Here is a 13855-nt window from a genome sequence, read left to right as displayed (position 1 = left end):
TTGGGAGCCCGTATTGGTGATATCGATTCCATCTTCCTGCTACACTGAATGTAAGGTGACAACAATGCACTGACAACAATGTAGTGAACTCGGCTTCAGTTCACAGGTGGACCAGAATAAGGGGTGTCTGCTGCTCACCTGTCACATCACGCAAGCAGCAGACACCTCAACACCTGTGAACGAACTGAAGATCTGTGATCTTCGCTCTCGCTGCATGTATTCTGACACCCGCGAAAGGAGGTGACAGAGATGCCTCTCTACATGACACGTTTTGCCTACACGCCCGACGCCTTGGCTGCGCTCGTCAAACATCCACAGAACCGTGAGGACGTTCTCCGCGCGCTGATCGAGAAACTTGGAGGACGGTTGATATCTTTCTACTACTCCTTCGGGACGTACGATGGTTTGTTTATCGCTGAGATGCCCGATGAGACCACGGTCACGGCAGCTATCTTCACCGTGGTCTCCCCAGGCCATATCAAAAGCGTTGAGACAACTGTGCTGCTTACGACCGAGCAGACGATGGAGGCGATGCGCAAAGCGGGCACCCAGACCTACCCAGCACCAGGGTAGGCATCCGACCTTGACCATCCGACCTTGGAATCCCACCATATTTCCCCCTCTAGATTCCGCTAAGGGCAGGCGCATCTGGTAATGATCTCAACGCATATTCCGCTAAGCTTGAGATTCAGGTGCTCCAGCCCTGATCTTTTTGATAGACCGAACAAGGTCGCACGAAAGCTCCTAAGTATCGCAACACGGGCTCCCAACATTTTCTCCCCCCGATTTCCCCTCTAAGTAGGGGTTGCTGACAGTTGCAACACATGTTGATTTTTCGTATACTTCAGGTATCGAGGTCAACGCATCGATGGCCCGGCAGCGAATTGTCTCGCGGGGTCAGAACCCAGGAGGAAGCCAGGAGGACGCAGGTGGTCAAAACGCACACGCTCTCGTTCCCCATCCGCGTGCCCGATGGCATGCAAGCTCAGGCCCTGCGGCTCCTCGATGCCAGCCGCCTCGCCATCAACCAGATCATCACCACGCTCTGGCCCCAACTCGATGCCTTTGCTGGCGAGAGGGCTGGTCCTGCCTGGAAGCAGGTCGAGCGCCACCTGCTCACCCGCTCTGGTCACGGCAGCCGGCAAGAGCGCTGCGAGATGGAGCAGGCGGGCCGCATCCTGCGCGCGCAGGCCAGCCGCAAGCGCGTCTTCGAGGCGATCGTACCCCTGCTCTCCGAGGGCTTGATCATCCCCGCCCAAGGCAAGCGGCCCGCCAGAAAAGATCACCGGCAGATCACCGAGCAGGTCAGCACCCTGCGCGCACAGCTGCAGGATGCCGGGGAGGATGCTGAGGCGTTTGTGGCCATGACCAATCTCATGGCACAGGCCTGCAACTGGTACCTGCACACCGGAGCGTTCCCTCGCACCTATGAAGCCCTTCAACCCGTGCCCGTCCTGTCGGTTGGTCACCTGACCTTTGCCGGAGACGACGGCATGAAGGCCGGTCAGACCTATCGGGCACGCATCGAGCTGGCCCCGGGCTGCGATCTCGAGAGCCGGCAAGAGCGACAACTCGCATCGCTCTCGCTGCGACTGCGCACCCCCGATGACCAGGGGAAATGGAGCTGGGGTGCCTGGAGCCAGGCCATCGCGCTGCCCCCTGCCGTCTGCGCGCTCCTCGCGCAAGGGGCTCTCCCCCAGGCGCCGACCTTGAGAGAGATCCGGGGCGACGATGGCAGCCGTGTGGCCGTGCTCGATCTCACCCTGGAGGTATCGGCCAGGTACGTCTCTCCGCTCGAGCAGGAGACGCGCGTGCTGGGCTGGGACTGGGGGGTGCGCTCGCTGATCACGGTCTCGATCCTGCAACCGCCGGAGGAGGGCGACGAGGAGCGGTACCGGCAGGTGAGCCGTCCACTGTTCCTGGATACGGGCGGCATCGATGGCAGGCAGGCGCGCTTGCGAAGGGAGATTGATCGGCTCAAGGCCTGCCGCGATCGCTACGGGCAGCTCGTCAAGGAGGCCCAGGCCGCCCAGCAGGAGCATGGAGCCCCGCTCCCCGCGCATCTTGCGGGCTGGCAGCAGCGCGTCCGGGAGTACGATGCGCGCATCAGCCAGTGCTGGAAGAGCTACGAGCGGAGAAACCGCGAACTGGCGCACCTGGCCTCCAACCTGTTGATCCTACTGGCGCTGCTCTCCGACTGCCGGCTCATCTGCGGAGAAGACCTCAGGACGCTCAAGACGCAGGGGCGTGGCCGTGGGGTGCGGGGACGCTTCCGCAACTGGCGCAACAATAGCACTGTGCGAGGCGAGCTCTGGCGTGTCCTCAAGTACAAGTGCCACCTGTTGGGCATCCGGGCGCGGCAGGTGGAAGCGCGTGGCACGACCCACACCTGTCCTCGCTGTGGTGAGCCGGCCAAGACGTACGCCTCTGCTGCACCAGAGGACCGGAAGAAGGCCGTGGCGTGGGGGCCGATGCTCTGCTGCTCGAACGCCGAGTGCCTGTGGAACGGGGCGAGGGATTACGCGGCGTCGCTCAACATTGCTCGGCTGGGCATGGCCTTTCTCCTCACCTCTCAGCAAACCCGGCGGTACGAGTCGTACCGCATGACCTCTCCGGAGGTCAACTCCTGCTTGTATAGCGGGCAGGAGGCGACGCTGCTGTTGCCGTCGCAGGGGATCACACCCCGCTCGCCTGAGGGCAAACATGTTTACTATGCCGGATGGTCCTACGCCATCGCACTGCGCACCTCTCAGCCCAGAGGGGTGCTCGCCATCCTTTCGACGTCTCAGCTGAGGAAGGACGTGCTCTCGAGTGCGTGAACATCGCATAGTATCCTGTTTTTGCAACGGTAGAGTTAAGGTTGCTGTCACCAACCGCAAAGTAAGCCTATCTCAACCACTAATAAATCAAAAAGGACACGAGTTGTGTCTCGATAACCATTTTCAGTCCGGGTTCTGCTCGCGCTTTCATTCACAGCGGCCACTTTCAAACACCCTCATGCTCGTGCTACGATAGGGCGATACACTTTAACGTCGATACTACCCACACAGCAAGAGGAAATCATGAGTTCATTTTTCGACCCCACTAATACAAAGAACACGGATGGAGACAACACAACAAATCCCCATGTTCCAGGAGAACAATCAAGGCAACCAGGACACTGGCAGAATTTTGCACAGAAGGTACCTGCACAGTTGCTGGCATTGCTAGCGATTATCTCGGTGCAGATGGGGGCGGCGATGGGCAAAGAACTCTTTTCGGTCATCGGACCGCTGGGAACAACCTTCTTGCGCCTGGGTTTTGCGGCAATTCTGCTTCTCATCCTCTGGCGGCCACAGATACGCGGGCTGACGCGGACGCAATATATCAACGTTCTGTTATTCGGCATCGTGCTGGCAGCGATGAATGGAGCATTTTACTCCGCGATCCGCTACATTCCGTTAGGCATCGCAGTGGCACTGGAATTTGTGGGTCCGCTAGGACTGGCCCTCATGCAATCGCGCAGGGTGAAAGATCTCGTCTGGGCAATACTGGCTGTGGTCGGCATCTTCCTACTCGCGCCGATCGGGCAAGGGGCAGTGAACCTGCTGGGGATGGGGCTGGCAATACTGGCTGGTATCTGCTGGGCAGGCTATATATTGTGCAGCGCAAAAGTTGGGCACTCGTTTACGGGCGGACGAGGACTGGCACTGGCTGTGGCCGTGGCAACGATTGCTATTGCGCCGCTTGGAATAAGTAACGGAGGAGTGGCGCTACTCAGTCCGCAGGTACTCTTGACGGGCGTGGGCATCGCTATCTTCTCCAGCGTCATTCCCTTCTCGCTGGAACTAGAGGCGCTCAGGCGGCTTCCCTCGCGCGTCTTCGGTATCCTCATGAGCGTCGAGCCAGCGGTCGCCACCCTCATTGGCTTCTTCGTGCTGCACGAGGCCATAGGACTACGTGAGATACTAGCTATCGTGCTCATCATCTCGGCTTCGGTCGGCGTCTCGCTCGACGCGACGGCACAGCATCAATAATGATCTGATGGAAATTGGTCAAGCTTTGTGTGTAATCTGGGTCGACCTCTATTTGATCGGAAAATTCTCCATTGCCTGTTCATACAACGACTGAATGTTTCTACTTGGCGAAAACTCGGCAAAATTTGCCGATAAAAATGCTTGACAAGAAACTTGGAGTCTGCTATTATTATCCACGTCGAGAGGACGCGAACGAACAAGCGAAATCGAGACGATGAACGAATACCTGGAGCCGTGGTGTAGTGGCCTAACATGTCTGCCTGTCACGCAGAAGATCGCGGGTTCGAATCCCGTCGGTTCCGTAAGAAGAAGAAGCCTTGACACATTGACAAGATCAACCAGTGTCAAGGCTTCTTCGTTTTCGCTCTGGTCAGAAAAAGGGGAATTCTCTGTTGAAACCCGATTCTCTTGCGACTATACTCCTTTATTCGACTGTAGGGATTGTTGCCACCAAAGTAAATGGGAAAGATTCTCTACACGCCAGTATGGTCGGGGGAAGGAGTGCTCCTTCCCCCGACCATACTGGCGTGTATCTATAAGGGACTTCTTTCTTTTTTACAATTCAGCTAGATCAAGAACGCTTAGCTCCTTTACTTAGAACTAATAAGGATGCTAAATCTCACGCCTATGGAAACAAGTCCCACACTTGCAGGTGGAGAGCTAGAAACGTCGCCATGTGCAACATATCCTTAGCGCAAATCTAAACGACCATCTCAACCATTGATGAGTTTACCCAAAGCTTGACGGCTCACACCAAACTGGCTGGCTACCTTGCGTCTAGAAACCCCTGCGGCAATCAAGTCACGCGCTTGTTGCTGTTGCTCAGGAGTCAACTTCCTCGCTGTGGGCGTCAGCTTTTGTCCCTTCGGAGCCAGTTCCACACTCTCGCGAAGCGCCAACCGCCGTATAGTCTCATGAGTCACACCGAAACGACCAGCCACCTCGCGAAATGGCACATCAGACTGTAACAGGGCCAGCGCCTCTTGCTGTTGCTCAGGAGTCAACTTCATACCATTAGACGGCAGCACTATACCTTCTCTCTGTGCCAACCGACGCACTGATTCATGAGATACACCTAATGCCTTGGCAATTTCTCTCAAAGACCTCCCTTGACGCAACATCATAATAGCCTGCTCTTGCTGAGAAAGTGTCAATGCAGGTGGGCGCGACGGTAGCCCGCTAGGGCCTGCCTCAAGGCGAGGAGGCCAGTAGTCTTCTCGCAGCCACAAACCACCATCACGTTGTTCCCACATTCCCGTATGTTCCAAGCCCAAAGCCAATACAGGTAAAACACTGGGGCGAGGTTTTAATCCAGCGATCGCATGCCGCTCTAAATCATAAATGAGGCCCTCGCCATTCAAGAGTGACCAGACAAGGTCACGCCTCTCTTCTGGCAGAGCTTCATCCCAATAATCGGACACCATAGAAAGCGTTTCACCAGCAGAAAGAGCCATATTCTTGAGCTTCTCCACATCTGTCACCAGTGGGACAGGAAGCTCAAAAAGCTCAGCATGGGTAGCTTGCATCTGATCGTTATGCTCTTCTTGCGTTATGTGACCATCAAGAAACAACATATTCAGCCGTTTTCGCCGCTCCTCCAGCTCTGTCCTACGCCTTTGTATCCGTTGCGTCCCTTCATTGTTTTGATTCCCACCATACTGGCAAATCTCAGTAACCATCTCCCGCCAAGCTTCTGGCAATTCTATTCTCTTGAGTATATCGCCGAACTGCATCACGACCAGACTACTCCGCACTGAACGAAAACCTGCTCTCGCAGCAGTACAGGGTAGCTTTCTCTCATGGCTTGTATCGCGGTAATACGGAAGGATACTTTTCCCGGCATTACCAAATGTGACGCGTAACGGACGTAAGCAGGTAGCGCATACAATAATACGGCTGAACTCATGAGGGCGTTTGCGAGCCGCTTTCGTCGGACGGCGATATTGCATATCCTTGACTTCAACCATTCTTTGCCAGAGTTCATAGGGCCAGGCCGCCGGATGTTTGCCTACCACTAGTTCTCCCGACGGAGTTTCAATAGTCCCAAAGCCAGACCCGGGCTTAAGCTCACGCGGGAACCAGGAACGGCGAATAGCAGCTATAGTATCTTTCGTCAAGAACCGCTCGCCGAAGCGTGCAGAGCGTATCACATATCCATCACGCTCCAGTTCGTCAGCGATTGCTCTATCTGACCATCCCTGCGCGACTAGCTCCCCAATACGAACCAGAGCGGGAAACGTCTCAGGATCAATGCGTACCGGTGTACGAGGTGAGCGATATGTTGAAGGTGCGTCATCTCCGCCTTTGGGATAGATAGGGCGAAGATACCCAAAAGGCACACTGCCATTGTGGTATCCATCACGTGCTCGATCTTCTTTACCAGCAATAGTACGCTTGGACAGTTCCCGTGAGTATGCCTCGTTTATCGACATGTCTACGGCAAATGCCACATTAAAACCATCCTGCTGAACCTTATCAATATCCCATAGGCCATCAGCAGTACACCACCAGATACGGGCTCGCCGCAATCGAGTAAGAGAAGCATACCCGACTTCCATACTACGCGCCCAGCGATTAGAATAAGCGCATACAACAACCTGAAACATTCCTTGTTCGGCTTCATTTAATAACTGGGCGAAGACTGGACGTTCTGTAATGAGGTCATCCAGATAATTATTTGCGCTTCTCTCCGGCTCTTCACGCCAGCCAAGCAGTCGCCAACCCTTTTTATCAAAGAGATCCTTGATAAGCCGCTTTTGCGTAGCAAGACTGCTCTCGGGTTGCAGATCAGAGCTATACCGCACATAGCCTATACCTGTAGCTCCTGGCCCTGGCTCTCCAATTTCGTAATAAACACGACCTCGATGAAATTTTTGACGGGGCATTAGGCCACCTCCTTGCGTAACGCACGCAGTTTCTCTCGATGACGCACCTCTATATGTGCAATGACTTTCAACAAATCCACAACTTCTAAAGGCAAAACCTGCGAACCATCGCTTCCTTTACCCAAAGAAAGCTCTTCTAGCAAACCGTCCTCGCGTCCCATTGTTATCTGTTTCTTCTCCTGTTTCTTTTTTCTCTTTGATTGCTGGCTTTTCTGTTGAGTGACGAGTGGTACGCGAGCGATGGATTCGAGGTGCTCCCAGTTCTGGCGCTGTGCATGCTCCGCTCCATGCTCTAAAAGGTAATAAAGACAAAGCGAATACCTTGCTTGTCTGGAAGGGTGGTATTCCCCGAGAACGACACCGATTGGACGCCTGGCTGTGCCAAAAGCAGGATCTTGGCCCTGGCCTGACTTTTGCCTGCAATGGTGACTTTCATTTGCTCCTGTTGTGCCTGGGTAAACTGGTAAACCCATCTGCTTGTTCCGATTGCTTGTATGCTACTGGTTCCTTGTGTCGTGGTGATGACCTGAATATCACCGCTCAGTGCGTAGCCTGCTCCTAGCTGCCTCGTCGCCTGGGCGGTAATGGCCTGAGCTAACAACGTGTGTAGCGCTTGCGTCTGGTAGACAATGCCCGTACACGTCTCGTCAAGGGTTACACGGACCTTTGTTGCCTCTTCTCCTGGTTGGTGATCGGCATTAACCTTCTGCTGACAGTGCAACGGGGTTGCTAATGTCTCGTTGCTCTGTACCTGCGTTTGCAGGGCCGCTTCTGTGCTCTGGTCAAGGCTGGCTCTCAAGCTTGCAGTTGTCGCTTCAAGGTCGTAGTGGGTCACAGTCTGGTAGTCGCGTGCGTCCTGCCCTCCGCTAAAGGCCCCGTTGACTGCGGAGATATTGACGCGACAACAGGGGCCATAGATCGCACCCGCCTTGAGATTGCCTGCTGGCCCTGCAACCGTCGCGTGAGCGCTGACACTCGCCTGTCCAAAGGTGGGATAGTTTGCCGCGCCTATCGTGATGTCTTGATCAGTTGCGACCTGAGTTCCAGAGGCTGTGGTGACAAGGGTCCCTGCTGGTATGGTCTGCACATAGGTCGCGGCATTGAAAAATGTGATAGAGCCATGCGCGCTCTGGGCATCCTGGTGCGCTTTCCCAGTGGTTGCGACAGTTTGTGCCTGACTCATCGTAACGGTAGGTAAGAGCCTTCCTGGTATCTGGCTGTGAGTTGGGTTAATGCTTCCGATTGTTACTGTCAGGCGGGTTACTATTGTGTGTGTAGCTGGCACAAGCGTCACTGTCGTGGTCGCTGTCCAGAGTGGGAACAGGTACAGCAGACAACCAATAAGAATCGCACAGGCACATACCATAACGCTGGTAGAGACAAGCAGGTGCGCGTGCTCCTTTGCCCATGCTCGCAGCTTTCTCCCTCGTGGTTCTGGTTCCTGGTTAATAGGTAGGACACTTTCGACCGTATTGGCTGGCTTCTCTGGCTCTGCTTCCTCTCTCGGGTAAATGTGGATCTCAATGTCATACATGTGGCGTTCGTGGTCGTACTCCTGGTTGGCTTCTATATGTGGGATGTCGTCCATTGTGCGTGTCTGTTGGTCAAGTTCACGCAAAAGATGGTCTAAGCTGTTCTGCATCTGCTTGTCTTGCATGGATTCCCTCCAACAGGTAGGAAAGGGAAGAGCACACCGTGATGAGACTCTTCCCTGAGACATTAGGCGTTGGATATGCTATCCCATGGTGCTTTGCAGGTGTCGAGAGGCCCGGCGCTAAAGGCTGTATAGAAGAGGACCTCTTTGTTGAGCTGGTCGAGCTGGTCAAAGAAGCGTTCTGGGATGGTTCCGCGCCAACGGATGACAATATAGCCATCTCCCGACGTGTTGACTTTGCCATAGGAGACCAACACGGCTTGGATGGGGCGCTCGGCCTGGAATGCGGTTTGAAAGTTCAGGGCAAGAGTGGCTGTGATGGTCTCTCTACAGGAGACAACGACGTATTCATCCTCTCCGCTAAACGTGATGCCCAGAAGATCGTTGACGCGTTCTGTCAACATACGCATGGTTCGACGTGGTCCCCTGGGGTCGCTTTCCTGAGGGCGCGGTGGCTGTTTCGTTTGAATGGGGTACGCTGGTGTGGCAATCACTGTTTGACCTCTTTCATAGGTGTCGAGCTAAACACGTCGTTCTCGTTCTTGAAGGCGATACTCTGCTCTCCGACCATGACGATCATGTCCGGCTTGCCGTCTCCGTCCAGATCTTTGAATATCACCTGTGCAGGAGCCAAGTCTTGCCCGCTTCCTAACAAGGCCATGCCTGTCTTATAAGCGTGCGCTTTGCTTGGGTCGCCTGCTGGCATTTCAATGACGGTAATCTGCCCATGTAAATTGAGCACAATGAAGTGAGATGGAGTCGCGCTCGTATCGTGGTTGTGGCCGACAACGGCGTCGATCTGATACGTACGGGGGCGTCCATAATGCAGGTCGTCTTGCCACGCCTGCAAACCTTGACTTACCATTCCAATTCCAAGCCATCCTCCAACCATCAACACGCCTGCTAGTCCTACATAGGCAGGCCAACGGGGTAGATGAAACTGTCGAGGCGTACCAACGGGCAAGAGGGGCGGCTGCTGGTGCTGCCTTTGCTGTCTGGGTTGGTTGTGAACATACACATTCACCCGGCGCATTGCCTGCGCGTCCGTATTGGCTGGCTGGTAGGTATTTTGACGTACCACACTAGTATGGGTGCGTGCCTCATACAAGGCGTCTTCGTCGATCTGGTCTTGGGTGTCTATGTTCTCTCTCGGTGCTCTGGTAGCGCGATTTTTGTGTATGGGCGGCTGCTCGGTTTCAAGGTTTGGATGATAGCGAGATGGGGGCATTAGCGTTCCCTCCTCTCGTCGCGTGCTGGCTTCGAGGTGTTGGTTTGTTCCTCTCGCTTGCGCATGGCGTATTTATAAAACTCCTCATTCCATCCGCATACATAGCCATAGCGCCAAAGTGCTGGTCGTAAGGTGTCATACATGGCCCATTGCAGGGCGTTCTCTACATCTTGGGCGACGATCTCGCGCTTAGCGAAAGCCAGGGCGAGAAATTCGCATCTTCCCGATTGCACGCCATTATGAAAAGCTGGATCAGCACAGATAAGGATGGTATCAATGCTTGTGCGTTTCGTCTCGTCTGTCGGCCTAGGTGTAGCCTCTGGGTGAAAACCACACGAGGTACCGACGCGCTGTCGAGAGGTGCTTTGCTGATGCACATGCTCATGGATGCGTGAGGTGATTCCCATTCTGTTCTGCTTCATGCGTTTCCTCCTCTGTCCCCCTCTTGTTGCCTGTAAGCAACAAGAGGGAGCATTCCCAGCTAGATATGTTTCCCTGCGATAAGATCGGTTGCTTCTTGCGGAGTGAGAAGACCGTCGTTGACGTAACGGGCAAACTCTGCAATGTTCTCCTGATCTTCGTGACAGGGACATGTGGGAACAAAACAAAAGGGGTTGGTGATGCTGTGAAGTTGGTTGTCGTTGGAAATGACAGGCAGAACGTTATCGCCGTAAGGAGCAGGTACCTCAGAGTGTGTGTCAGATGAAACAGAGAAGTGCTGTTGAAGGGAAGACGTTTCCAGCAAGCCCTTCACCCAGCCAATGACCCAGCCTGTATTCTCGCAGGTCGAATCGGGATACGCGAGCAGGCGATGCACAAGGTGTTCGTAGAGGCTGTGCTCATTGAGCGGGGTTGGCTCGCTCTGATAGGCCTGGTATCCCGCCTGGACGCCACGAAAGAAGGCAAGGTTGGAAGCGGTGACAGGTGCATCCATGACATGCCCTGCATGTACGCCTGTTGAGGTTCGTTGTGACATATCGCATCTTCTCTTTCTTGACTGCGGAGTCTCGATGCGCTATGCTGAGCACAGAGAACTCCGGGACTTTGCAAGGTTTTTGTGTGTTCTCACTCACTGGCTCCCTGTGGACAAGACAGGGAGTCAGTTTTTGTTATCACCTCTTTTCTTGGCGAAGTGCAGATCGAATGCTACTTGCAAAAAGCTGTAGATTAATGTACAAGCTTGCAGGAAATGTCTTCATAATTCACAATACACGTCTATAGTACATGGAAATTTTGGTATAGTCAAGAGTATTTTGGACTAATTATCTTTATTTGGGATTAAAGGTAGTATTTTGGACAAAATGGACAAATTAGCATAACTCGGCATCTGTTGACAAGGTAATGATATATTAGTATGATCTGGTATACAAGGGAAGAAAGGAGGCGAGCGTGTTAGTGGCAAATGATATTCTTGATGCTGACGAAGTGGGCGAAATGCTAAAAATCCATCCACGAACAGTGAAACGGCTCGCTAGTCAAGGCGAATTGCCAGGCTTTAAAGTCGGTGGTCAATGGAGATTCCGACGCGAAGCTATTGATGAATATATTAGAAGGCAGGAGCAGCAACATAATGATCAGAAGAAATGATAATTAGTTTGCTTTGTTTCGAGCTTATCTAACCTATTTGTTTATTGATGAATGCGAGAATGAAAGACCATATTTACGGCTTGTATGCTCTTTCTCGTTTAGATAAATTCTAAGCCTTTTGGACAGCTGTAGCCTGTAGCGTTGCTGGTGGAGATACTGGCATACTACAGGTCTTTTTATTATAGAGAGGTTCTGTGAGGAACAGAGTCGTTTCTCAAACACTCCTGCCTCATGACTAATTAACCATTGACCAGGTTGAGTGGGATTTCCAGAAGGCACAGACATACATCGATGCTGGTGCACCGTTGATATATAACTTACATAGTTCTCGTTCCTTTCTCAAGGAAAGACAGAAGTCAGATAATTGTATTCTTGCAAGATGTACATAATTTGCGTAACATACGCCATCTTCTTGTCCCTGGATAATTCGTATTTAGTTAGAAATGTACATCGCTGCTTCGATGACTACCCACTTTCGCAGCAGGTAAATATCCTAACAGAAGTGTAAAATGTGAGAGGCGTGAATGCGAGGGAAAATGGTGTTAGTGTGCTGACTGTATGATGACAGTTTGGTGCCAATGTTGTGAAACGTCTTTTTAGCTAAGGGAAAAGGCATCGACAGCGTGAGAATATCCGAGTACACTTGTTGTAGCAATGTGTTTGAGCTGAAGGGCCAGAAGAGGAATGGATACAAACGGGGAGCATCCGCTTCGCGAGTTGCGAGATAGCCTGAATATGTCGATTGATGACCTGGCTGCAGCCTCGGGAGTTTCGGCCAGGACAATTCTACGCGCGGAACAGGGCAAGGCCCTTTATCCAGGATCGCGTAAGCTATTGTGTCAGTATTTCAAGCGATCGCCCGAGGAACTGGGTCTCTTGCCCTCATGGCGCTCTCAAAAGCGCGCCTCCGCCAGTGATCAGGTCCTTCTCTCTGGAGTGGATGATATGAAACGTCGTGAGTTGTTACGTGTCCTTAGCCTTGCTGGAAGCGCTCTTCTGTTCTCTGTAGATTGGGAGCAGGTAGGAAATACACTGGCGCATCCGGCTCGTCTTGATACGAAATCGCTTCAGTATCTCGAAGAAGTAAATCAGCACTACTGGCAAGCCTACCGTGCTGCCTCACAGAAAAGCGCTATTCTCAATGATGTGCTCTCCCATCTGAATGCTCTGGCCCAGGCATTGCGCGATGTACAGGGTGCTTCTCAACGGCAGTATCTGTGCGTTCTGGCGAGCAATCTGGCTCAACTCTGTGGGGAGATCTTCTTTGATGCCAGCCTGTATATGGATGCTGCTCAGTGCTATACCTTTGCGGCCAATGCTGCCAGAGAGGCAAACGCCTACGATCTCTGGGCCTGTGCTCTGGTACGACATGCCTTTCTCCCAATCTATGATCGACACTTCCAAGAGGCCCTTCCCTTGCTCCAGGTCGCGGGGCAGATTGCAAAGCGTGGTGATGGCACACTTGTCACCAAATACTGGGTGGCGATGGTCTCAGCCGAAGCTTATGCGGGGCTAGGGGCGTTGGACGATTGCCGCCAGGCCCTTGACTTGGCCGAGGGCGTACGTGATGTAAAGCGCGGCATGAATGGCACCTGGTTGCGATTTGACGGGGAGCGCATCCTTGAGGAGCGTGGTGCATGTCTTGTGAAGCTTGGGCAGGCTGGTCTGGCAGAGCCAGTGCTCCAAGAGGCCCTCTTGCTCCATCCCGCACCCACCAGGCGCAGGGGAATGGTGTTATCAGATCTGGCACTGGCCGCCGTTACGCATGGAGAGATCGAGCGGGCCTGTGCGCTGGGTAGCGAAGTGATACAGATTGCGCAGCTGGGCTCATCTGGCATGCTCAAGAAGAGCCTGTCTCAGTTGCAGATGCAGCTCTCTCCCTTCGCAACGAATAGCAGTGTGAAGGATTTTAGCACACAAATTCAGCTGTTAGCATAAATTGAGAAAGGAGTTCCCTATGGAGAACGTAAAAGAGCAGCACGGTCGTCGCTTCCGTCAGGCCTGGATTGAGGGGGTACAAAGGCATTATCCAGGCACTCCGAAGCCCGGCTATATTTCTCCCTGGGAGGAGATGGCCGGATGGGAGCAGGAAGCCGCAAGTGCAGTTTATAACAAAGCACGTACACTGATTCTCGCTGGACTCCAACATGAGCCAGCAACGCGCCTGGCACCTGAACAGGGAGGGCGCTTCATCGCAGAGGCCTGGAACGTGCAGATGTATCGCCTTTTGGGCAATCCAAAGCCTGGCTACGTTGCAGACTGGGAGGACTTGCCTGAGTGGCAACGCAGGACTGATAGAGACATTTTTGCCGAAATTGAGGCGGCTGTGTTGGATGATGTTGCGCAGGTATAAATGCGTTTCTATGCTTCACATGGAGCGTTGCTTTTATTCTCACGAAGAAAGACTCTCTTCATTAAGAGCATGAAAAAGCAACCGTTTTTTACATCTCAGAGGCAGAGCAATCGGTATAATGCTAAGTCACTT

14 protein-coding genes and 1 tRNA gene are annotated in these 13855 nt (G+C 53.3%); 7 read left to right on the top strand and 8 right to left on the bottom strand.

Going from position 1 to position 13855, the window contains the following annotated elements; all coding sequences use genetic code 11:
* Positions 1–249 precede the first annotated feature (249 nt).
* The gene (locus tag KTE_RS08485; RefSeq protein WP_201371135.1) at positions 250–573 is read left to right on the top strand and encodes a GYD domain-containing protein; all 324 of its coding nucleotides are present in this window, start codon (positions 250–252) and stop codon (positions 571–573) included.
* A 284-nt stretch (positions 574–857) separates the two neighbouring features.
* Here the strand turns inward: KTE_RS08485 and KTE_RS47440 are convergent, their stop codons facing one another.
* Positions 858–2156, bottom strand: coding sequence for a hypothetical protein (locus tag KTE_RS47440; protein WP_236600331.1), 1299 nt, complete (start codon positions 2154–2156; stop codon positions 858–860).
* Positions 2157–2258: 102 nt separating this feature from the next.
* On the opposite strand from KTE_RS47440, the gene KTE_RS47435 reads away from it, so the two are divergent.
* The 3 genes from KTE_RS47435 to KTE_RS08470 all read left to right on the top strand — a co-directional run bounded on the left by KTE_RS47435 (position 2259) and on the right by KTE_RS08470 (position 4318).
* Positions 2259–2819, top strand: a complete 561-nt coding sequence (locus KTE_RS47435) for a transposase (protein WP_236600330.1) — start codon at positions 2259–2261, stop codon at positions 2817–2819.
* 243 nt (positions 2820–3062) lie between these two features.
* Positions 3063–4016 (top strand): DMT family transporter, encoded by a 954-nt coding sequence (locus KTE_RS08475; RefSeq protein ID WP_201371136.1) that lies wholly within the window; start codon positions 3063–3065, stop codon positions 4014–4016.
* A 228-nt stretch (positions 4017–4244) separates the two neighbouring features.
* Positions 4245–4318: transfer RNA gene (locus KTE_RS08470), tRNA-Asp, on the top strand.
* Between the two features lie 411 nt (positions 4319–4729).
* On the opposite strand, the gene KTE_RS08465 is transcribed toward KTE_RS08470, so the two are convergent.
* The 7 genes from KTE_RS08465 to KTE_RS08435 form a co-directional block, all read right to left on the bottom strand.
* Positions 4730–6901 carry a helix-turn-helix domain-containing protein gene (locus tag KTE_RS08465; RefSeq protein ID WP_201380211.1) on the bottom strand — a complete coding sequence of 724 codons (2172 nt, stop codon included), beginning with the start codon at positions 6899–6901 and terminating at the stop codon, positions 4730–4732.
* Positions 6901–7062: a hypothetical protein gene (locus KTE_RS08460; RefSeq protein ID WP_201380209.1), complete on the bottom strand. Its 162-nt coding sequence runs from the start codon at positions 7060–7062 to the stop codon at positions 6901–6903. The genes KTE_RS08465 and KTE_RS08460 overlap by 1 nt, the downstream gene beginning before the upstream one ends.
* A gap of 131 nt (positions 7063–7193) precedes the next feature.
* Positions 7194–8558, bottom strand: a complete 1365-nt coding sequence (locus KTE_RS08455; protein ID WP_201380207.1) for a baseplate J/gp47 family protein — start codon at positions 8556–8558, stop codon at positions 7194–7196.
* Positions 8559–8620: 62 nt separating this feature from the next.
* A complete protein-coding gene (locus KTE_RS08450) occupies positions 8621–9049 on the bottom strand; it encodes a hypothetical protein (RefSeq protein ID WP_201380205.1) in 429 nt (142 codons plus the stop codon).
* Positions 9046–9783 carry a hypothetical protein gene (locus tag KTE_RS08445; protein WP_201380202.1) on the bottom strand — a complete coding sequence of 246 codons (738 nt, stop codon included), beginning with the start codon at positions 9781–9783 and terminating at the stop codon, positions 9046–9048. Before KTE_RS08445 ends, KTE_RS08450 begins: the two co-directional genes overlap by 4 nt.
* A complete protein-coding gene (locus KTE_RS08440) occupies positions 9783–10205 on the bottom strand; it encodes a hypothetical protein (protein WP_201380200.1) in 423 nt (140 codons plus the stop codon). The genes KTE_RS08445 and KTE_RS08440 overlap by 1 nt, the downstream gene beginning before the upstream one ends.
* Before the next feature lie 59 nt (positions 10206–10264).
* Positions 10265–10759 (bottom strand): hypothetical protein, encoded by a 495-nt coding sequence (locus KTE_RS08435; protein WP_236600329.1) that lies wholly within the window; start codon positions 10757–10759, stop codon positions 10265–10267.
* A 413-nt stretch (positions 10760–11172) separates the two neighbouring features.
* On the opposite strand from KTE_RS08435, the gene KTE_RS08430 reads away from it, so the two are divergent.
* From KTE_RS08430 to KTE_RS08420, 3 genes are all read left to right on the top strand, one after another.
* Positions 11173–11370, top strand: a complete 198-nt coding sequence (locus KTE_RS08430) for a helix-turn-helix domain-containing protein (RefSeq protein WP_236600328.1) — start codon at positions 11173–11175, stop codon at positions 11368–11370.
* Positions 11371–12054: 684 nt separating this feature from the next.
* On the top strand, positions 12055–13308 hold the full coding sequence (locus tag KTE_RS08425; protein ID WP_201380198.1) for a helix-turn-helix transcriptional regulator: 1254 nt from the start codon (positions 12055–12057) through the stop codon (positions 13306–13308).
* A 19-nt stretch (positions 13309–13327) separates the two neighbouring features.
* Entirely contained in the window at positions 13328–13723 is a 396-nt protein-coding gene (locus tag KTE_RS08420; RefSeq protein WP_201380196.1) for a hypothetical protein, read from the top strand.
* Positions 13724–13855 lie beyond the last annotated feature (132 nt).

The organism is Ktedonobacter sp. SOSP1-85, from assembly GCF_016587415.1.
Lineage (GTDB): Bacteria > Chloroflexota > Ktedonobacteria > Ktedonobacterales > Ktedonobacteraceae > Ktedonobacter.
This window is presented reverse-complemented; position numbering and strand designations above follow the sequence as displayed.